Genomic DNA, 20,473 nt, shown 5'->3' with positions numbered 1-20,473 from the left:
TTTCTTACGTTATAACAACCCGCAAGTTTTTTACCTTTGGCCGATAGACAACCGTTCCACTTAAAACCAATTTTATCCTTGTCTCATTAGCATTAAAGTTTGTCAGTACATGAGTTCTCTCCACCCAGTTTTCCCCTATTGGTTTTCCTGATGTTAAATTTACTAATTGCCAATCCACGTTTTTTTGTACATATGCTTTAACATCTGCAGTGCCAGGTATTATCGCATCATACGTTATGGTGATTTTAGTGTTAGCTCCTGCTGTAATGCTTCTTGTTACATAATCTCCAGACTCTGAAAGATTACCTAGAACTAGCTGTAACCCAGGATATAGCACTGGACTTTTTTCTCGCCCTCCTTTTAGGCTTGCCTTTACTGTTAGCTCTCCAGATAGTCTTTCACGCAGTGCAAGTGGCAAATTATCAGACAAAAAGTTCTCTTTTCCCTCTTCATCTGTTAAGATAAACTCTACATTGGTATCAAATGCTACTTTTTCGACGTTCGTCAAAACAATTAAATCTGAAGTATTGTTTGCAGTAACTTTTCCAAGATTAATAACGTGAGAACTTTCGCTAAATTTTGCTGCTAGTAATCGAAACGTTAAATCTAAATTTTGATGTGGAGTCCAGGTACTTGCATTGCTAGATGAGAGTAATACTCCTACTTGATATGGTTGACTCGTTACCCAGCGGCTATTTACTGCATCATACTTGCCAAGTTCTGCTATTTTTATTGTAGTACCAGGATCATCAGTAAGCAGTACTATTGCATACTCTTCTCCTGCGTGGCAAAACACTGGTGACCACTTTATACGTGTTGCTGTGCCATCTATCTTTATATCTTTTGGCTCAATAGAACTTTCAGCAATGACAGTTTGTGAGGGCATTCCCACTGCTGTTTCTCTAATCTGCACAACAACACGTTTTTTGCCGCTATTTGTGAACCATAACTCTAGACCCCCTATGTGTCTGCTCTCATTTAAAGTAAATGTTTGTGCTAAAGGATCAACTCTTCTTGCTGCGATAACTCTTCTTCTTTCCTCTATGATAATAGTTTTTTTACCAGTATAAGTTGCTTCTCCATAACTTCCTTTATCCCCGTAAAATTGCACTAATTTAGTGCCTGCTGGAATATTTGCTGGGATTTTTATCTTTCCACTTATTCGTCCTTGATTTTCCACTTTTTTTCTTTTTATTTTTACATAGGTTGGATACTGATGCCGTCAAATCTTACTTCTTTAAGCCTTTCACCTAGCTCAAAACCTTCAATTTTAAAATCTTGTACTGCTTCTCTCATAAATTCAGTTTCGTATGAAGTACTTGACAGCAGCTCTGTCGTTTCTTTAACATTAAATACTCTTGTTACTGGACTTTTCCAATTTGTTTTTACCTCCGTCCAGTGATCTATATTTTTATTTAGAGTAATTTGTGCCGGTACTGGATCAAAAGCTTGGTATGGATTGATCTTTTCTCCTTTAGTCTGTAAAAGCTGCTCCAGTACCGGTTCAAGTTCATACGGCAAAAGATATCTTTCCCCACCTTTTTCAATATCTGCAACTTCTACATCTATTGGCAGAACTAGCTCTCTATTTACTATTGCTGCAGACTGCGAAATTCCTTGATCACGCATATCATCATCAAAGAATGAATCAACAAATACTCCTTTTTTGGTGGTAGGTTCTCTTGAATTTGCATCATTGCGTAGACGTTCCTCTGCAACCAGCGCATAAAGATCATTTATTCCTTTTTTCATTGCTTCAAGCTCATTCATCGGTACAGCATGAATAGCATTATTCACTATTTTTACCCCTTCTTTTTCTCCGTTTTTCCACGTCTGATGAATGTAGCAGAGCAAAAGTTGTCCAGATGGTGCTTTAGGCATCGATGGTCGCCAAGGGTGAGCTATACCTTTTATTCTCCTTACTACTCCTTTGCTATCGATAGTAATTAAATCATAGCGGGGCATTTTCCAGGTGTAATCAATCAGAACCAAGCTGTTATCAACGGCACCTCTTACTTTACACCCCTCTTCACTTATATCTTCAGGGCTTACATGAGTGCGGCAGCGATAGGTTATTAGGTAACTACTCCCAGGAGCTGGTTCTTTGCCAGGTAATGACCAATCGACGTTTCCTGCATTTAACTTATAGTCTATACTATTTTCATAAATAACATTGCCTTGTTTAACTTGAATAATCTCAAGTACTGCAGAGTCAGGTATTGGATCAACAGCTCCTGAATATGAACCGTGAGTAACAGTAATGGTTTTTTGAACAGTGATATCTACTTTTTTGATTTCACTTATTGGAAAATCATTAACCTTCAGTTCCATTACTCTTTGGCTATTTGGCTGAAAAGTATGTGGTTCTGATTCAACTGATTTTATATCCGGATCTTCATCAAAAGAAACACGAATACTGTGAGGAAGTTCAATCTCATAGCCATCAACATGAGCTTTGCCCTCATTAATCACAAATATTTTTTTTCCTCCTTCTCCCTCTTCCTTTTGCAGGAACATTACTTCAAGACCATTTACGACGTAGGAACCATTTGCCTCTTTGTCATAACGAGCAAGAGCGGTAGTTACTATATTTGCTTGTGGTGGAGGTGAATGTTCTATTAATACTCCATTTTCAATATTGTAAATTGGGTAAAATTCGCCATTTGTAGAGTTAACAGTAACACTTTCTACTTGGTATCCCCAAATGGTGGAAACTTTAAGCCTTGCTGCTCCTACTTCCTGATAATTTCTTGTACCAATTGCAGGATCACGAAGGTTTTCATCCTCAAGTTCTGTAATGGTAGATTCTACATAATAAACACCTATGCGAACTATAGTACTCAGTGGAATAGTAAATTCTTCTTTTTCGACTTTTCTAACTGCTCCACGAAGATAGATTTTTCCTGATTCAAGCGTAACTTTACCAGTTTCTCTATCTATAATACAATTGCTTCCTGTTATAACATCACCATCACGAAATATTGCATCGCCTATGCCTTTAAGCTTAGAGAGAGCATACTCCTGAGTCTCGTTTAATTCTGCAGACTGTAGACCTCTTCCTGCAAGAAACAAGCTTTTTTCGTATTCTTTATCAGGATTAAAGCGGTTATAATAGGCGTTTAAAGTCATTTTGTTTCAAAAAGTTACAACAAATGAAAAAGTTTCCCGAGTTGCAGATGTTCTGATAAGTGGTACGGTATGTTCCAAAACCAATAAAATCCCATGGTCTTCTATATCTTGAGGTTCAAAATATCTCTGTCCTTCAGGTAATTCTTTTTTTACTTTAGTACCAACCATAACCCCTAGCTCTCTGATTACTCGATTTGCTGCATCCGTGAAATCGAAAGTGAATTTGAGAAAAAGATTATTGGTTGGTACATCAGAAGGCCTAAACCTTCCAGAAGGAGTTATAAGTTCGCCGTTTTCATCACCTGTGCAGAATAGCACTTCATCTGCAGTACGTCTGCCAAATTCATTCAAGAGCTTTATAGAATTTATAGGTTCAGGTGGTGTGCTTTGAATGTACTCTATGGTAACTTTATCACTTACTGGAATAGAGCTATTTTCCGTACGTTTAATTACACCAGTACTGCTATCAACTGTATAGTCAACACTTGGCTGATGCATTGTTTGTCCTGTAACAACCTTCACATCTTTAACAGGTTGATGATCAAGTTTTATTTCACCCTTAACGAAAGTTTTTTCTACTTTATGGCTACTTCCAGAGCTTCCATCACCACTTCCCCAAGCAAGATGGATAGATTGCTTTTTTATGCTGGCTGCTATTGCTGCTCTGCCTGATTGCGTTAGAATTGACATTATCTGTTTTCAACCCTCCTATTATATATAATCGCTTTTTCTCTTCAATTTGTTCAATTTTTTTTTATTATTTTTTTATGGTAGTATTGACGCAACTGTTTAATATACTACAGTTGTCATAATATTTTTTCTTTTGGACAATGATTGCCAATCAAGAATTCTGGGAAGATGATCTTGAAGTTCCTGCTACTGAGTTACTATTGAGTTTTCAAAATCCTGATTTGTGCAAAAGTTGGATTAACTCTCTTAATAATAAGCAATTAAATGTTATTCTTAAACAACACTTCAATTATCAACAGCATTTGTTTGATAATAGTCCTTATTATGACTATAGGTCAGTTCAGCAAAAGCGTAAATTCCTTATCGACAGCAACCTTGATTATTTACCTAATTATTATTTAATCAGCTACTTTAGCCGTTTGAAGTCTGATTCAGCCATAATTGAGATAGCAAAGCCTATATTGAGTGGCGATGTAAAATATGATAAAAAATCTATACTATTTACTCTCTTTCTTATTGACCATAACTTGCTGAAGCACGTCTTTCTTTTTAATAAAGTTCAAAAAAGAAGTTTTTCATCATTTATTTTAAATAATCCTCCAAGACAAAGACAGAGCTCATTTAAAGATTTTTTGTCGAAAGAGGTACTGCGAGAGATATTAACTCAACATGATTCTCTAGCAAATGACAACTTTGAAAGTAAGTTCAAAGGTTTTTTTTACTACCAAGACCGCATTTACTTATTTATACGTCGTGCTAGTGATTCAGACCTGGTACTTAGCTCAAACCAAGTAATACACGGTTACAAACCTGACTGGATTATTCTTGACTTCTCTTTAAATAGCAATCAGGTAAATTTGTGTACTAAAAACCTCAAACGTGGCTTAGAAATAGCAAACAGCATTGCCAGTCGATATTTTCAACGTGAATGCTCATTTATTAATCTACGTAATCAGAATAAAGTTGCCCAAGTGCGTACATTCTTGACTGACTGTGTACATGAATTAATAAAAGACATCAAATTAATTGAATTAAAGTTTACGTCACCTGAACCAAGCACTTATTTTACATTAAACACAAATTCCATAGAAAAGTGGTTAAAGGTGTTAGAGCCTTCAATTGGAAGTATAATCTACAATATTAGTCTTGTTCAACATATAAAGGTGATATTTAGAAACAAAAAAGTTACTCTATCTTTTCATGCCAATACAGACTATATAGCGATCAATTATTCAGAACACGTACTTGATAAAAAAGAACGTGAAGATTTTAAGTTAATGTTTTCCAATACTTATGGACTTACCATTCTGTCAAAAGCAAAATCCAACTTTCTACAGGCAAATAGTTACTAATCTGCTACGGTGGAGTGACTCTTATGATACACCTAGCAGAGATTATTTAGAAGTTGCACAATACCTGTCAAGTCTTGGGTTTGTAAATTTAAGAGAATATTACTTTATAATCTGTGCTAATGATGAAGATGAGTTTGATTTTCATGTAATAAATCCTTTCTGCAACAATAGATTAGAAATTGTCAGCGATTATGATGAAGATTATGATAACCCAATAATGTGTGACCTCTGTGAACGTGATATTTTACCTGATACTTATAAAAAACAGCGTTACTTTTCTTTAGAGGTAAAAGTTAATCATTTGAAAGTTATAGAATGGTTTGAAAAGCAATTAGCAAGTTTAAAGATTACTTGTAATAAAGTAGCAACCGGAGTTTATTATGTTATTGTTGACACAAGCCTTATCAGCTTAATTATTCCCGAATGCTGTCCTGATAACTCATACTCTGCTGTGGATAAGTTAAAAACCACCCCTACTGCTTTAATAACTTTTAATAAGGAGAGTCTTAAGCCACCACTGAATCTACACATTGTTCCTATAGCAGATCTAATTTGCGAAGATCAAAGTTTAAATGAAGTATTGCATCAAACAGTAGAAAAAGGAGTACCAGAATTATTACCTAATGTTTCTTTTCAGGCATTCAATTGCTATTCTTACATTCCATTGCAACAGACTAAGTCTACTCCAGCAGAAAAGACTTTTCAGCTCCATATTAAAGGCAATGACATTTGTGTTAATGGTATAGGAGTTATCGAAACACAGTCAAAGTCTGGAAGAATATTTTTTATTTTCTTAGATCAATTTTTTCATGACTTTAAAAGTGGAATTTCTCCAGAGCAATACAAAACTTTAAACGTTGGAGAAATTGCAAATCGCTTAGAAAACATTCACGATGTTGAACAACAAATTCGCAAACCAATAAATAGAATGCAAAAAACTATAGCAGAGAAATTGGCTATAACTTTAGGTTTAAATGTCAAAAAAGACGATATTATTCAAACTCTGCCATGGTCAGGGATAGGTACTAAGGAATATGGCTACAGGCTTAATCCTTTTACTATTGTTCTTAAAAAATGAGTGTTATTAAATATCTCTCCTCGTTAAATGCTCAGCCACTTTCATAACTTTTACGCGCTCTGGTATTTCTTTTTCATAGAATTTAATATAACCTGAAGCAACTAATGCGTTAACATATCTACGAATGGAATGACAACTCTTCAAACCAAATGTATCTTCAAATAAATAGCAAAATTGGCTTTTAGTATAAAATTTTCCCTTAGCTGCTCTCTCATTAATTAACCGTAAAATGATGTCATAACTTTTTTTTCGACGTTGTTTTACAGTTGGTTTTTCTGATACAGTTTGCCAACTGTCATTTACTTTTTCGATCTGCATAGGTAAAATAGATTTACCATTTCTAAGTTCAAATATCAATTGACGAGTATTTTGTTCTCCGTTTGGCTTGATCATCATTATCCCTGAAGTATAAAAACTTCTTAAAGCCGATGCTCCGCTAAAGTTTTGAAATGGTTCCTCTACTAATGACTTTTTCGATACCTTGTTAGTATTGTGCGTTAAAATGATTCCACAACTAGGGTTTGTTATAGACCTCAATTTTTCAACTCTATCTTTTAAAAAACAAAACATCGAGCTATTACTATTTTCTCCTTTATATTGATTGAAATCAAAAACACCACGTAGTGTATCTATAGCAATGATATCAACTGTTTTAACGTCTAGTCTCTCTGCTATAATATCTTTTACTTCTTCTACTCCTTGAGAATTCAAAAGTAAGCTTGTTTTTGGTGTAATAATTAAATTTTTTGATATTAATTCTAGAGATTTATCATCAAATTTCAATTGTTGTAGCCGTTCCTTAATGTAGGGATATTCAAGATCAGTTTGAAGATAAAAGATCTTTAATGGTCTAATTGGAACCATACTCAAAAACGGTAGTCCCGCTGACAGATGTGCTAACCAAGAAAGCAGTAGATCAGTCTTGCCAACCTTTGGAGCTCCTCCAAGTAGTAAAAGTCCTCCAGGAGTAAGAATTCTCGGTAAAATTATATCCTCTGGTGATGGAGATTTATCATTTAGATAATGACTAGCAGGAAATGCTTTTTTCTCAGATAATACACTTAAACTTTCACGGTTCTCAGATGATATACCTAAACTTTCAGGATTCTCACAGGACATACCTAAATTGTCTAGTTCCACTGCTACTTTTTTAACATATTGTTCATCTTTTTCCGGCCAAATTATTATATGCTTATCTGTTAGCATAGACCAATCCGTTTTCTCAATATCATCATCTATTGCAGTTGTTGCTGTAAGACCTCTCTTTATTAAACTATCAGCACGGTTTTCACCTTTAACTATAATCACTTCATCAGACTTAATAATACCGGGAATGTTATATAATGGCTTCAGACCATTCCTAGAGGTTCTTAGATTCCATATATGTCTATAATTGTTTTTATACAAATAAACATAAGCTATAGCCTCATTATTTTTATCAAGGTAGCTATATTTTGCTATTATACGCTCACTAAGCCACTTGGTTATAAGGCTGGTAATCTCAGAAAAATCAGTTTTATTGGTTATTATGCTCCAGAGTTCAATAATATCTCCGTTAGTTTTCTTATCACAGTTATACCAAGTGCCAGTTTGCTTACCTTCTGCCACTACCATCAAGTGGTCTTTATTAATATTTCCAGAATAGAACCCATAACCAAATTTACCACCAGGCAATAAGTAAGACAGACACTCTTTAATATTGTGAGCCAATAACATTTTTATCTCTTGTCTTGATTCAGTAATGCAAAACTCCATGTAACCTCCGATTAATTTACTATAAAAATAGTTGCAATTTATTTAGAATGGTATCCAATCAGCGTCTGAATTTTTCTCTTGTTCAGGAGTAATGACCGTAGCAATTCTGTTCCTATCTCCATAGGTATTATTAGCCTCAATGCCTACTTTTGCTGTGAACTCCAGGCCGTTTAAATCTGCAATTGAGTTGATTTTTCGCGCAAGAACTGCTTTTTCTGATGTGTCATTTGTATGAATATTACGAGCTGACTCTAAAATACTGCGAATCATAGAACGTCCAGATTCTCCCCAAGTATCTTCTTTACCTTCTGATTTGCCACTTTTAATACCAATTATTTGGTAAATCTTACATTTTGCGTATGGACCTTCAATGACGGTAAATTCAGCGTTTAAATAGATGCTGCCAGTATCATAGCTTTTAGTGAACCAATTTTCGTAACCACCAGGCTTAATTGCCATTTTTACCTTGACTATTGTACCTTTAGGTATTAAACTACTCTGTAGTTTCGCATTATTGAAATCAGTTAAAAAATCTTGCAGCATAAGTTGCCCCCTATATATCAATTGATTTTTAAAAAAAGCTCAGTTATTCCATTGATCAAGAAGCTGCCAGCTACCGTTGATCTTATCGATAAGTTTATTTGGCACACGTTCACCATTGCGTAGCTCAAATACTATTTGACGTCTGGTACTTTCCTCATCATAAGCAACCATCACCATGCCAGTAGTGTAAAATCCCCTGAGAGATCCAGCACCACTTAAGCCCTGAAATGGATCTTCTTCGAGCATTTTCTTGGATAATTTTTTCGTGTGATGCGTTAATATTATTCCAGCATTTGGGTTAATAGCATTACGTAGTTTTTCAAGAGTTTTTTGCAGAAAGAATAGCATAGCGCTATTATCGTTTTCATTGCCATACTCACTACTAAAGATGTTGCGCAGAGGGTCAACTGCCAAAATATCAGGCTTAAAGCGTTCCTTCGCAATTTCTTTTATGTAATTTATTTCTTCATGGCAAAATGATAAATGCACTTTTGGCGTAATTATTAGGTTATTAGCAGCTATTGCCAAAAGTTCTGGATCAAGTTGAAGACATTGCAAACGTTCCTTCATATATTCGTATTCAATTTCAGTTTGCATGTAGAAGATTTTCAAAGGTCTACTTGGAGTCATACCAAGAAAAGAAACACCTGCAGCCATATAAACAAGCCAAGAGATCAAAAAGTCACTTTTACCTATTTTAGGAGGGCCACCTAGAACCAATAAACTTCTCTGAGTTAAAATTCTTGGTGAGACGATGTCTTTCGGTATAGGTGATTGGTCATTCAAATATTCTTTCATACTGAAAAAGGGAATCTTTTGACCAGTAGTTAAAAAGTCTTGTAACATATGTAACCTCCAAAAGTTAGTTGTGTGGCATAAATTGAGTAGAAGTAGAAAAGGTTTTAGTTTTGATTTTTGTAAGTAATTTACCTAAATGCGGCTCTTCAACCATATCAAGGCAACCACTACGATCTTTAGCAGGATATCCCCAAGAATTAATAGTATGGCAAACAAAGGAACGTACCTCTGTACCATCATCCTTCTTGATGCTTACCATGCTAATTACTTCATCAACAATACCAGGTATTTCACTGGCAGTTTTAGCTCCTTCGCATTGTGGTAGCCAAGTTGGGCGATTGAAGTCATCTAAATATTGACCTAACGTACCAACTGTAATGATATCTTTATTGGGAATATGTTGAAACTGATTGAGCCAAGCCATCATTTCTTGAGCAAGTAACCCGTATGCAGCTCTCATGTCTTGTTTGCCATTTCTGTCAGAGAAAGCTTCTGGTTGCATTTTTGCCCATAAAAGACATAACCGCGAGGCTACTGTAATACTGTCGATAAAAATACAGCTATATTTAGAGAATTCTAGATCTTTGTACTTACTGAATACATGCTCATAGTGTCTTTGACTATATGCTGAATCAGATTTTAATGCAGGATTAGGTCCACCAATTAGGCAGGCAATATCGCGAGCTTGATTCCAGGTACGAATACTTATAGAATCCCCTTGCCAATCTTGAACAGCAAGTAGCCCAGCTTCAAAATCAAGACAAAGTGTCGGTTCATTCAAAGTTTTAAGCAGACTGGTCTTACCAATTCCATATGGTCCGAAGATTACTATCTTCACACCTGTTACCATTTTTACTCTTTGTTCACTATTTATTATTTTTAAAGTCATAGTTTTATTACCCCTTCATAATATGTAATCGCAAAATGACGACGATTTGTTCAAAAATTTTCATAAATATATTTTGAGATGAGCAAGTTTAGCGCGTATTTGTTCTCTAATGTCATAGATGGTTGTTCTAGATATTCCATGTATTTCTGCGATTTCAGAGATACTATGAGATTCAAGCTGATAACAAATGTCCTGCCAGAGCTTTGGTAGTTTTGAAATTGCTTCGTTTATATCAACACTAGCTGCTACTTTATCTGCAAAATTACTATTTTCATCAATAACATCATCCAAGTCAGTAATATCAACAAATGCTACGCCTGCTTTACTACCACGTTTAGCACAGGATTGTTTGCGTAGAAGGCTTATTGCATGGTTTTTTATGACACTATGAATAAATGCATTTCTACCACTTTCTTCACCATTATACTGGCTTAAATCAGACCAAGTTTCACATAAGAGCTGCTGCTTTATATCTTCAATATCAGAATTAACACAGCATTTATAAGATTTAATTTGTCTAGCACGTTTTCGTATTTGTTTAATGATTGAAGGATCAATACCAGGATATTTATTTTTAGATTGCATATAGCACTCCATGAAAGATTGAAAGGAATAAGGATGAAGGGTTTTAACCTCACTTTGTACGGCATGGGAAAAATTCGTTCCCCCATATGAAAAAATAAAACTATTGATATTCTGGCCTTTTTTCTTGAAGCATCCCCCATGTGAAAAATTTGTTCAGACATGGTTCGGTGAAAAGAAGAAAAATAGGTTGATCCAATAAGATTTCTACTAAAGAATTAAAGATTTTATAAAACTTTTTTAACCCTATAAAGAAAGGTGAATTTTTTTGTCAGGCTTGTAAGAAATTTCTTTACAAACAACAAGCGTTATTGCATAGAGGTGGTATAATTCATTACAGAATCGTCTTGAAACGCAATTGAAGGTCATTTTATTTTTTTCTAAGCATTTGTTTAACCGCTTCTTTCTGGAGCATCTAAAATTCATAGTCCTCTATAATAATTATACCGGATTAGTCACAACTTTTTCCGGAAATTTTTCAAAAAAAGTTTAAATAATTTTAAAATTGGTTCGATAAAGCTCATCAAAAAGACAAAAATGATTAGGCCTTTTAAATCTACTAAAGACTTTGATTTTAAAACTCAGCATGTTTATCCTTCCACTGTTTGTTAGGTTTTTTATGTTCTTTCAAGTTAATTCAGCTTTAAAAAAAATTTCTTTATAACTAAAATAAAACATGATAAAGTTGGGTAGGAATCTTTTGCGAAGTTAAAATGTAGTGTTAATTGCCTTTTAATCGGTTTTAATGTGGTTTATAAGCGTTCTTTAGTTCAAGGTAGTATAATTGACCTTAAAGTCGTAGAATCTTTTAAAAACGCTATTGTGAGCCATTTGTTCTTTTTTATTCAATTTAAATATCTTAGTAATATTTTTGTAGTCTTTTTACTTTCATTAACATTTTATACTGTTTGTAATTTACTATTATTTATTATTACTTTTATTTATTACTCATATATATTATATAATAATATAAGGGTTTTAGGAACGTAGAATCAGCCATAATGGCCAACTTTAGAGGGGTGCTTTCTAGGAACACTTTTAGGAATAGAGAGTATAAAGTTTAGGTTTCTAGAGGTATTTTTCATTCCTTAATTTCTGATTACTGATTCAGTAACGCAGGAATAGGAACATAATTCAATTATTAGTGGTATGATTTTTTATATATTCTATCAACTTCTAGTTGAAGTTATAATATATAATGTATTCCAATGCTTGTAATAAAAAAATAGGGTAAACCCTCAGATGCTTGAAGAGCTTACCCGTAATTTTATCTACAACTAATTTTGTTATTGGAAAGACAAATAGAACATATTATGAATTTGCTTAAACTCTTCAATTATAGTCAAAAAGGGCTGTTTCTAATTTGTCTTGTTAGCAATGAGATTTGGTATAATACCTTCAGCTCCATGAATAAATTTTCCAACACCACGAGCAAAAGGGCCTTCTCTAACATCAAGCCATTTATCTTCTCTCGAGCCTGTAGACATTCCTTTTACTAACTTCTTTGTTTGTAGAAGTTCTTGTACTATACGCTCTAGTCTATCTCACTGCCATTAAGTTAAGGAAAAGTGATGAACTGTATTATAAAATCAGGTAAGATCCACAAATTAAAAGAAGTAATGACATGAGTAAAAAAAAGAATAATCATGTTTATAAAAAATAAATTGATGAGTTTAAACTTTATAAACGCACACAGAGCATCCTCAAAAGACTTCTCACGAAAAAGAAAGCTGCCCTTCGTTAATGTATTTCTCCTGATTTTTAGAAAGAGTGTAAAGTCATTACAAGTGATGCTTAATGAGTTTGTTCTGCATACAAGAAAAGATTATACAATTACGGCAAGTGCATTTACTCAAGCAAGAAAGAAGCTAAAGCATACTACGTTTTCAGAGTTAAATGATGATATAGTTTCCCTATACTACCAAGATCAGGAATTTAAAACCCACCATGGCTTCAGAGTACTTGCATTTGATGCTTCAATACTGATTCTGCCAAAGAGCGACAAAATAATAGGTGAGTTTGGCTCAAGAGCAGTATGGAATGGAATCCAGAGATTTGAAGACTATACAAGTGCAACCTTTGAAGTTTGCTACGATGTGCTAAATAATATTGCAATAAAATCTGTGCTAAGTAGAGGTGACAGCTATGAGGTTGATTTAGCAATCGGTATGCTTGAATCCATAAAATCAGACGATTTGTTAATCTGTGATAGAGGATACGTATCTTATCGATTTCTTGCTGAGCTTACAGGAAGGAAAATCAATTATATAATTCGCTGTTCAAGTTCGTCTTTCAATGAAATAAACGCTATGTTTAAGCCGGAAAGCCCATCTAGTACGGTGGTAGTGTCTACCGCACCTATTAAAGTAGCAAGACAGCTACGAAAGCTAGGATTACCTGATGAGATGAAATTCAGGTTAGTCAAAATAATACTTTCTTCTGGCGAAGTTGAAGTGTTAGTAACATCTCTGTTAGATGAGAAACGTTTTACAGTTGAAGAGTTTGAGAGATTATATTACTTGCGCTGGGGAGTAGAAACATTTTTTTCTAGGCTGAAGGGAAGATTAAATTTAGAGAATTTCACAGGAAAAAGTATTGAAACTATCAAGCAGGATTTTTGGTCAACTATCTTCATCAGTAATCTAGAAAGTATCATGATAGAAGATGATGAAGAGACATTGAGCGCACAGAATAGTAAACTAAAAAAAAGCATCAATAAATCTGTCTCATTTAATGCGATTAAAAACTTAGCCTTTGATATTTTTTCTACAGAGTCAGACATAGACTGCATTATGGATCGACTATCACAGTTATTTTTGATGAACACTTTAGTGGTGAGAAAAGGGAGAAGAGTTGATCGTCATAAGATATCTGATATTCGTTCACTCAACTACCAGAAAAGAGCTAGAAAACATGTGTTTTAAATTCAAGATATCTTTTCAGTATCATTGCATTAGTACATTCTTTGCAAAATAACCTGCAATTATTACTTTTTTAAATAACTTGCACTTTTCAGACTCCCTTTTCTTAAAAATTCACCCTAGTATTTACCATAATTATCAATCACTTCAAATTTTTTGTCCAATCTTAACTTCTCTTTCCCTTAACTTAATGGCAGTGTAGTCTATCTCTCCCTAGACCATGAAGAATATCAGGTAATCTGTGCCGTTGTTTGTATACTCCTGTATTTCCTGTATGAGTGAATGGATGCCCTGCAACAGCAGATCTTGCAATTGCATCAACAAGATACATTTTAAGGTCTTTTTCACTAGCATTTTTACCTTTTAGTTGCACTGTTATATCTTCTAATAGCCCTGTTTCTTGGTTTCTCAGGTAAGTACGTACAGTTCGGTCAGCTAAACCATTTGCCTTAACAACTGCTCCATAAAATAACGCATTCTGTCTTGGAGCTTCTCCTATTGATTGAAAGATCTCTGGCTTAGCTGTACCTTCTACTGGCCAAAAAGCATATGAGCATCTGACACCATTAACAAGAGCAGATGTGCCTCTAATTGCATCACGTGCTTGTTCAGCAGTTAATATAGGCTTTTCTCCTTTTGGTTTTCTCAGATGATGAGCAGTAACTATCGAAGCTCCGGTACTACATGCTAAATCAGACAATAAACACATTAGATAATCTCCTACAGCAGGATCAGCATTTATGTCTGCATGAATAAACGATGCAAGAGGATCAAACACAACTAATTTCAGATCTTTAATTTTATCAAGTTGTTTTATTATAGACTCAAATTCAGGCGAAACTTCAATAATTTTACCACGAATACTTCTCAGTATTGTCAGTGATCCTCTTACGTTTGGTAGTGGTACTATAAACAGCTTATCTTTAAATTTTAATCTTTTACATTCAGGATCAAGACGTTCAAGCCGACGGTGTACCTCGCCTGCATCATCTTCTGCTGAAAAGATTACTACTGATCCATGTTCAGTAACAGGTGAACCAAAACCACATATCTGATCTGTGTCACTTGCAACCTTAAGCGCCAAATCGAGGAGTAGCATACCCTTACCTGTATCTCCCATAGCAGCTACTATTGAAGTAACACCCAAGGGAAATATTCCTTCAACAAGAAACTTTTGCTCTGGTACTGGACCTACAAAACGATCTGCACTCCAGTCTAAAATGTTCAGTGGTGGTCTAATAATTACCTTTTTCAAGTTATTTTCAATGAAGTCAGAAACATTTGTGTTTTCTTGTACATAGTCCGCAGCATCCCAACCTTTTGGTTTACCTTCTGGAATTTTGACTATAGAAAGCGATGCAATACCTAAGCTGAGAAGTTTTGTAGTAGCATTTTCAGCATATTGTTTACCAGGCTCATCGTTATCCGGCCAAATAACAATATGCTTGCCTTTAAGTTGTGACCAGTCAGTTTTGTCCGCATCTGCATTTGCTCCAGACATTGTGGTTGTTGCAGTAATTCCTTTTTCTATTAGTGCTTCTGCGCATTTTTCACCTTCAACAAGAATGATTTTATCAGACTTCAAAATACCAGGGATATTGTATAGTGGTCTTGTATCAGGTGCTTTATAACTCAACGTTTTAACATTAAAAGGCTTGTATACTTTTTTCTTTCCAGGAAAATCAGAACGGTAAACTTTTACAATCACCTGACCATTTTCATCATAATAATTCCAACTGTAGGTAATAAATTTCTCAAAGTCTTCGTCAATGTATTGCTTCTCTGTATATTTTTTGTTATACCCAAGCCACTCAGCTATAGAAGCCATTATCTCATGAAATTCTGTTTTGGAGTGTACTTCTGCCCAAAGATCAATAATATCACCACCTTGATTTGTTGCAAAATCTTTCCAAAGCCCAGCTTTACTACCAGTTAATTCTACTACTAAACTTTTTCCTCGATTACCATGTACATCACCTACATAAAACCTATTACCATGAAAAACCCCATTTGGTAGCAAGTAAGAAAGACAAGATCTGAGATCGGCCAGAAGCCTTAATTTTATGTTCGCTGTTTCTTCTGATGATGGTAGATAACTTTGTGAAATAGTATTGTTGAAATCGCATGAAATATTCATAAATTCTCCATTAAAACTTATCAGGGATTTTTTCTGTTTCCTCATAAGTAATTAATCGCAAAATGAAATGAATTTGTTCAGCGTAATTTGAAAAAACATAAAAAATAATATTTTTTTGAACATTCTGTGAAGTTTTTGCGATATATATTAGTAGAGGGGTATGAAAGTTTGAAACTCGTAATTTTCACTCCCACTATTTTCAAGAGGTAACTTAAGTGTCCATGTTATTGCTTAGGCTACCTCCAAACAAATATCTTACAGAATGTCAATACTAACACTAGATTTAGGGAAACAAACCGGATGGGCTATTCTACATGATGGAATAGTTCAAAGTGGCAGTGAGAGTTTTCATACTAGTCGTTTTAGTGGAGGTGGCATGGTATTTCTAAATTTTCGTAAGTGGTTGAATGAAATGAAAGAAAAATTTCCAAGTATTGAAACAGTTTATTTTGAGGAAGTGAGAAGACACCTTGGAACTGATGCAGCGCATTGTTATGGTGGTTTTCTTGCAGTTCTCTCTGCTTGGTGTGAAGAGAATCATATTCCCTATCAGAGTGTTCCTGTTAAGACTATAAAACGCTTTATCACAGGCAAAGGCAATGCAAGTAAGAGTGAAGTTATTGAAGCGATACGTGAAAAAAGTTTTTCACCTAGAGATGATAATGAGGCCGATGCTTTGGCATTAATGTTCTATATTAGTAAAGATATTAATAAGACAAAAAAACCCATAAAAAGTGGGTCCTTTCGGCCATAATGGCGGGTTTGGTGGGTCAGACCCCAGGCCTTCTTTAGCGTCAGATATATTTTGAATATTAACTTTTTAATTATTAAGATATGAATTTAGCAATCCACTATTATCCTACTCGAAACCTAGTTGAATATGAGCGTAATCCACGTAAAAATGACGATGTAGTCAACAGAATGTGTGCTTCAATCAGGGAATTCGGCTTTCGTATACCAATAGTTGCAAAAAGCGATGGAACTGTGGTTGATGGTCATTTAAGACTTAAAGCAGCAAGAAAACTTGGTATGGAAAGTATTCCTGTTGTTTTAAGTGATAATTTAAATGAACCACAAACTAAAGCTTTTCGGTTACTGGCAAATCAATCAGCTAATTGGGCAAAGTGGGATGATGAGCTTTTGAAAGTAGAAATTCAAGAGTTAGAAGATTTACAGTTTGATCTTAAAATGACTGGATTTGAATTGGAAAAAGTTCAAAACTTTCTTGATGATTTAGATAGAGAAGAAGAAGATTTTTCTGACTTGATTGATGATGAAAAAAGGGTAGAAATAACAAAACCAGGGGATTTATGGATTTTAGGTGATCATAGAATCTATTGTGGTGATAGCTCTGTAGTTGAATCATATAAAGCGCTGTTAGATGATAAAATGGCAGACATTACTGTTTGTGATCCTCCATATAACGTTGATTACGGTAGCAGTCAGGAAAGAGAAGATAAAAAAATACTAAACGATAATCAAGGTGAAAAGTACGAACTTTTTCTCTACTACATCTGTTCCAATATTTTAGCATATACGAAAGGAGCAATTTACATCTGCATATCATCATCAGAGTTTTCGACGTTGCAAAAAGCATTTGAAGAAGCAGGTGGTCGTTGGTCAACATTTATCATTTGGGCAAAGAATCACTTTACGCTAGGAAGATCAGATTATCAAAGACAATACGAAGCAATGCTCTATGGATGGAAAAGCGGCAATAAACGTGAGTGGCATGGAGGTAGAAATCAAAGTGATCTGTGGTTTTATGATAAGCCAATACATAACTCACTGCACCCAACAATGAAGCCAGTAGAGCTAATGGAGAGAGCAATAGTAAACAGCAGCAGATCAGGAGACATAGTACTTGATCCATTTAGCGGTTCTGGCAGCACGATGATTGCATGTGAGAGAACAGGAAGAATTTGCAGAACAATAGAGCTAGATTCAAAATTTGTAGATGTAACCATAAAACGTTGGCAAGTATATACCGGAAGAGATGCCATTTTAGCCAGTACTGGTAAAACTTTTGCAGAAATTCAAGAAGAAAATTCGTAAAAAGGAGCAAAAAGAGTGGAAAAAATCACACAAACAGAATGGGCAAGAGAGATAGGAGTATCAAAGCAATATGTCTGTTATTTAGTAAAAAAAGGAATAGTTGAGCTGGAGGATGGACTCATTGACCGAGAACAAGCAAACAGGGCTATAGAAACAATAAGAGATCCAAGTCAACCACTGAGAAGAAAAAACTATTCAGAAAGCGGAGAAAAACTTTCCACGATGTTGCTTAAAACGCGAATAAAAAATGAAATGGAGCGAGGTAAACTTCTTGAGGCGAAAGCTAAGGCTGAGATTGGTGAACTTGTAGCAGTAGAGGAAGTAAAGCGCGATGCATTTAATGTAGCAAGAGTTGTCCGTAATAATTTGCTTAATATTCCAAATAGGGTTTCAGCACTGCTTGCATCACTGAGTGACACTGAAAAGATTCATATGGCGCTAACTGAAGAGATTACAAACTCGCTTGAAGAATTATCTAACACTAAATTTTAAATATAAAATGTCTGCTCACTTAAGTTTAGAATTAATAAAGTGCCTCATTAATCAACCTGGATTAGATGTTAATGTTAGAGGATTAAATGGAAAGACACCACTACATTGCGCTATAGAGTTTGATGAATTAAGCATGGTAGATCTGCTGCTTACGAAAAAGAATATTAATCCTTTTGTGGAAGATAATGATGGTAAAACATCCCTTGATTATGCCAAAGAAGGGAAAAAAGCAGAAATATTAAAAGCGCTAATTAATAATAAATACGGGTCAGAACAAGATAGCTTACTTCATTTAGCTGCAATGGTGGGTGAGGTAAATGCTGTAAGCACTGCCATTAAGTTAAGGGAAAGAGAAGTTAAGATTGGACAAAAAATTTGAAGTGATTGATAATTATGGTAAATACTAGGGTGAATTTTTAAGAAAAGGGAGTCTGAAAAGTGCAAGTTATTTAAAAAAGTAATAATTGCAGGTTATTTTGCAAAGAATGTACTAATGCAATGATACTGAAAAGATATCTTGAATTTAAAACACATGTTTTCTAGCTCTTTTCTGGTAGTTGAGTGAACGAATATCAGATATCTTATGACGATCAACTCTTCTCCCTTTTCTCACCACTAAAGTGTTCATCAAAAATAACTGTGATAGTCGATCCATAATGCAGTCTATGTCTGACTCTGTAGAAAAAATATCAAAGGCTAAGTTTTTAATCGCATTAAATGAGACAGATTTATTGATGCTTTTTTTTAGTTTACTATTCTGTGCGCTCAATGTCTCTTCATCATCTTCTATCATGATACTTTCTAGATTACTGATGAAGATAGTTGACCAAAAATCCTGCTTGATAGTTTCAATACTTTTTCCTGTGAAATTCTCTAAATTTAATCTTCCCTTCAGCCTAGAAAAAAATGTTTCTACTCCCCAGCGCAAGTAATATAATCTCTCAAACTCTTCAACTGTAAAACGTTTCTCATCTAACAGAGATGTTACTAACACTTCAACTTCGCCAGAAGAAAGTATTATTTTGACTAACCTGAATTTCATCTCATCAGGTAATCCTAGCTTTCGTAGCTGTCTTGCTACTTTAATAGGTGCGGTAGACACTACCACCGTACTAGATGGGCTTTCCGGCTTAAACATAGCGTTTATTTCATTGAAAGACGAACTTGAACAGCGAATTATATAATTGATTTTCCTTCCTGTAAGCTCAGCAAGAAATCGATAAGATACGTATCCTCTATCACAGATTAACAAATCGTCTGATTTTATGGATTCAAGCATACCGATTGCTAAATCAACCTCATAGCTGTCACCTCTACTTAGCACAGATTTTATTGCAATATTATTTAGCACATCGTAGCAAACTTCAAAGGTTGCACTTGTATAGTCTTCAAATCTCTGGATTCCATTCCATACTGCTCTTGAGCCAAACTCACCTATTATTTTGTCGCTCTTTGGCAGAATCAGTATTGAAGCATCAAATGCAAGTACTCTGAAGCCATGGTGGGTTTTAAATTCCTGATCTTGGTAGTATAGGGAAACTATATCATCATTTAACTCTGAAAACGCAGTATGCTTTAGCTTCTTTCTTGCTTGAGTAAATGCACTTGCCGTAATTGTATAATCTTTTCTTGTATGCAGAACAAACTCATTAAGCATCACTTGTAATGACTTTACACTCTTTCTAAAAATCAGGAGAAATACATTAACGAAGGGCAGCTTTCTTTTTCGTGAGAAGTCTTTTGAGGATGCTCTGTGTGCGTTTATAAAGTTTAAACTCATCAATTTATTTTTTATAAACATGATTATTCTTTTTTTTACTCATGTCATTACTTCTTTTAATTTGTGGATCTTACCTGATTTTATAATACAGTTCATCACTTTTCCTTAACTTAATGGCAGTGAGAAACGCATGCGGTAATGGTAACAGACAAGGGTTTAATCTACAAAGAAGAGTTTTATACATCATTGTCAGCAGTGGCAGGAAAAATAATGGGAATGAGCTACAACGGACCTTTATTATTCGGTATGCGTGATAAAAATGAAAATTGAAA

16 protein-coding genes and 3 pseudogenes are annotated in these 20,473 nt (G+C 34.6%); 8 read left to right on the top strand and 11 right to left on the bottom strand.

Going from position 1 to position 20,473, the window contains the following annotated elements; genetic code table 11:
- Positions 1-4: 4 nt before the first annotated feature.
- The 3 genes from OPS21_RS06610 to OPS21_RS06600 are packed head-to-tail and all read right to left on the bottom strand — an operon-like array spanning position 5 to position 3,819.
- A complete protein-coding gene (locus OPS21_RS06610; RefSeq protein WP_264336573.1) occupies positions 5-1,180 on the bottom strand; it encodes a hypothetical protein in 1,176 nt (391 codons plus the stop codon).
- 17 nt (positions 1,181-1,197) lie between these two features.
- On the bottom strand, positions 1,198-3,129 hold the full coding sequence (locus tag OPS21_RS06605; RefSeq protein WP_264336572.1) for a DUF4815 domain-containing protein: 1,932 nt from the start codon (positions 3,127-3,129) through the stop codon (positions 1,198-1,200).
- Positions 3,130-3,135: 6 nt separating this feature from the next.
- On the bottom strand, positions 3,136-3,819 hold the full coding sequence (locus tag OPS21_RS06600; protein WP_264336571.1) for a hypothetical protein: 684 nt from the start codon (positions 3,817-3,819) through the stop codon (positions 3,136-3,138).
- A gap of 140 nt (positions 3,820-3,959) precedes the next feature.
- On the opposite strand from OPS21_RS06600, the gene OPS21_RS06595 reads away from it, so the two are divergent.
- Both OPS21_RS06595 and OPS21_RS06590 read left to right on the top strand, forming a co-directional pair.
- Positions 3,960-5,171 (top strand): hypothetical protein, encoded by a 1,212-nt coding sequence (locus tag OPS21_RS06595; protein ID WP_007301877.1) that lies wholly within the window; start codon positions 3,960-3,962, stop codon positions 5,169-5,171.
- Positions 5,113-6,249 (top strand): hypothetical protein, encoded by a 1,137-nt coding sequence (locus OPS21_RS06590; RefSeq protein ID WP_007303017.1) that lies wholly within the window; start codon positions 5,113-5,115, stop codon positions 6,247-6,249. Before OPS21_RS06595 ends, OPS21_RS06590 begins: the two co-directional genes overlap by 59 nt.
- Positions 6,250-6,255: 6 nt before the next feature.
- Here OPS21_RS06590 and OPS21_RS06585 read toward each other — a convergent pair whose 3' ends face one another.
- From OPS21_RS06585 to OPS21_RS06560, 6 genes and pseudogenes are all read right to left on the bottom strand, one after another.
- A complete protein-coding gene (locus tag OPS21_RS06585) occupies positions 6,256-8,004 on the bottom strand; it encodes an AAA family ATPase (RefSeq protein WP_264336570.1) in 1,749 nt (582 codons plus the stop codon).
- A 42-nt stretch (positions 8,005-8,046) separates the two neighbouring features.
- Positions 8,047-8,547, bottom strand: a complete 501-nt coding sequence (locus tag OPS21_RS06580; RefSeq protein ID WP_007301871.1) for a hypothetical protein — start codon at positions 8,545-8,547, stop codon at positions 8,047-8,049.
- A 39-nt stretch (positions 8,548-8,586) separates the two neighbouring features.
- A complete protein-coding gene (locus OPS21_RS06575) occupies positions 8,587-9,393 on the bottom strand; it encodes an AAA family ATPase (protein WP_264336569.1) in 807 nt (268 codons plus the stop codon).
- A gap of 16 nt (positions 9,394-9,409) precedes the next feature.
- A complete protein-coding gene (locus OPS21_RS06570) occupies positions 9,410-10,234 on the bottom strand; it encodes an ATP-binding protein (protein WP_012482039.1) in 825 nt (274 codons plus the stop codon).
- A gap of 60 nt (positions 10,235-10,294) precedes the next feature.
- A complete protein-coding gene (locus OPS21_RS06565; protein ID WP_007301868.1) occupies positions 10,295-10,819 on the bottom strand; it encodes a sigma-70 family RNA polymerase sigma factor in 525 nt (174 codons plus the stop codon).
- Between the two features lie 1,355 nt (positions 10,820-12,174).
- Positions 12,175-12,360 (bottom strand): annotated as a pseudogene (locus OPS21_RS06560) (hypothetical protein); the annotation flags it as partial.
- Positions 12,361-12,462: 102 nt separating this feature from the next.
- Between OPS21_RS06560 and OPS21_RS06555 the strand changes: the two are divergent.
- A complete protein-coding gene (locus tag OPS21_RS06555) occupies positions 12,463-13,740 on the top strand; it encodes an IS4 family transposase (RefSeq protein WP_264336725.1) in 1,278 nt (425 codons plus the stop codon).
- A 184-nt stretch (positions 13,741-13,924) separates the two neighbouring features.
- Here OPS21_RS06555 and OPS21_RS06550 read toward each other — a convergent pair whose 3' ends face one another.
- Positions 13,925-15,919 (bottom strand): AAA family ATPase, encoded by a 1,995-nt coding sequence (locus tag OPS21_RS06550; RefSeq protein WP_265027621.1) that lies wholly within the window; start codon positions 15,917-15,919, stop codon positions 13,925-13,927.
- A gap of 217 nt (positions 15,920-16,136) precedes the next feature.
- Between OPS21_RS06550 and OPS21_RS06545 the strand changes: the two genes are divergently transcribed.
- The 4 genes and pseudogenes from OPS21_RS06545 to OPS21_RS06530 form a co-directional block, all read left to right on the top strand.
- Positions 16,137-16,628 carry a crossover junction endodeoxyribonuclease RuvC gene (locus tag OPS21_RS06545; RefSeq protein WP_265027620.1) on the top strand — a complete coding sequence of 164 codons (492 nt, stop codon included), beginning with the start codon at positions 16,137-16,139 and terminating at the stop codon, positions 16,626-16,628.
- Positions 16,629-16,708: 80 nt separating this feature from the next.
- The gene (locus OPS21_RS06540) at positions 16,709-17,929 is read left to right on the top strand and encodes a DNA modification methylase (protein ID WP_265027619.1); all 1,221 of its coding nucleotides are present in this window, start codon (positions 16,709-16,711) and stop codon (positions 17,927-17,929) included.
- Between the two features lie 15 nt (positions 17,930-17,944).
- On the top strand, positions 17,945-18,421 hold the full coding sequence (locus tag OPS21_RS06535) for a hypothetical protein (protein WP_114517894.1): 477 nt from the start codon (positions 17,945-17,947) through the stop codon (positions 18,419-18,421).
- Positions 18,422-18,428: 7 nt separating this feature from the next.
- A pseudogene (locus OPS21_RS06530) lies at positions 18,429-18,746 on the top strand (ankyrin repeat domain-containing protein); the annotation flags it as partial.
- A gap of 198 nt (positions 18,747-18,944) precedes the next feature.
- Here the strand turns inward: OPS21_RS06530 and OPS21_RS06525 are convergent.
- Positions 18,945-20,222, bottom strand: coding sequence for an IS4-like element ISWpi18 family transposase (locus OPS21_RS06525; protein ID WP_264336305.1), 1,278 nt, complete (start codon positions 20,220-20,222; stop codon positions 18,945-18,947).
- Positions 20,223-20,324: 102 nt separating this feature from the next.
- On the opposite strand from OPS21_RS06525, the pseudogene OPS21_RS06520 reads away from it, so the two are divergent.
- Positions 20,325-20,471, top strand: a pseudogene (locus OPS21_RS06520) (DUF2924 domain-containing protein); the annotation flags it as partial.
- Positions 20,472-20,473 lie beyond the last annotated feature (2 nt).

Source organism: Wolbachia endosymbiont (group B) of Chorthippus parallelus, assembly GCF_947251815.1.
GTDB lineage: Bacteria > Pseudomonadota > Alphaproteobacteria > Rickettsiales > Anaplasmataceae > Wolbachia.
This window is presented reverse-complemented; position numbering and strand designations above follow the sequence as displayed.

Bases quoted from the DNA above. Each gene is read 5' to 3' on its own strand.
- OPS21_RS06525 (WP_264336305.1), bottom strand. From the start codon at position 20,222: ATGTTTATAAAAAATAAATTGATGAGTTTAAACTTTATAAACGCACAC.
- OPS21_RS06580 (WP_007301871.1), bottom strand. From the start codon at position 8,547: ATGCTGCAAGATTTTTTAACTGATTTCAATAATGCGAAACTACAGAGT.
- OPS21_RS06595 (WP_007301877.1), top strand. From the start codon at position 3,960: ATGATTGCCAATCAAGAATTCTGGGAAGATGATCTTGAAGTTCCTGCT.
- OPS21_RS06545 (WP_265027620.1), top strand. From the start codon at position 16,137: ATGTCAATACTAACACTAGATTTAGGGAAACAAACCGGATGGGCTATT.
- OPS21_RS06590 (WP_007303017.1), top strand. From the start codon at position 5,113: ATGGACTTACCATTCTGTCAAAAGCAAAATCCAACTTTCTACAGGCAA.
- OPS21_RS06600 (WP_264336571.1), bottom strand. From the start codon at position 3,819: ATGTCAATTCTAACGCAATCAGGCAGAGCAGCAATAGCAGCCAGCATA.
- OPS21_RS06570 (WP_012482039.1), bottom strand. From the start codon at position 10,234: ATGACTTTAAAAATAATAAATAGTGAACAAAGAGTAAAAATGGTAACA.
- OPS21_RS06575 (WP_264336569.1), bottom strand. From the start codon at position 9,393: ATGTTACAAGACTTTTTAACTACTGGTCAAAAGATTCCCTTTTTCAGT.
- OPS21_RS06565 (WP_007301868.1), bottom strand. From the start codon at position 10,819: ATGCAATCTAAAAATAAATATCCTGGTATTGATCCTTCAATCATTAAA.
- OPS21_RS06550 (WP_265027621.1), bottom strand. From the start codon at position 15,919: ATGAGGAAACAGAAAAAATCCCTGATAAGTTTTAATGGAGAATTTATG.
- OPS21_RS06605 (WP_264336572.1), bottom strand. From the start codon at position 3,129: ATGACTTTAAACGCCTATTATAACCGCTTTAATCCTGATAAAGAATAC.
- OPS21_RS06540 (WP_265027619.1), top strand. From the start codon at position 16,709: ATGAATTTAGCAATCCACTATTATCCTACTCGAAACCTAGTTGAATAT.
- OPS21_RS06555 (WP_264336725.1), top strand. From the start codon at position 12,463: ATGTTTATAAAAAATAAATTGATGAGTTTAAACTTTATAAACGCACAC.
- OPS21_RS06585 (WP_264336570.1), bottom strand. From the start codon at position 8,004: ATGGAGTTTTGCATTACTGAATCAAGACAAGAGATAAAAATGTTATTG.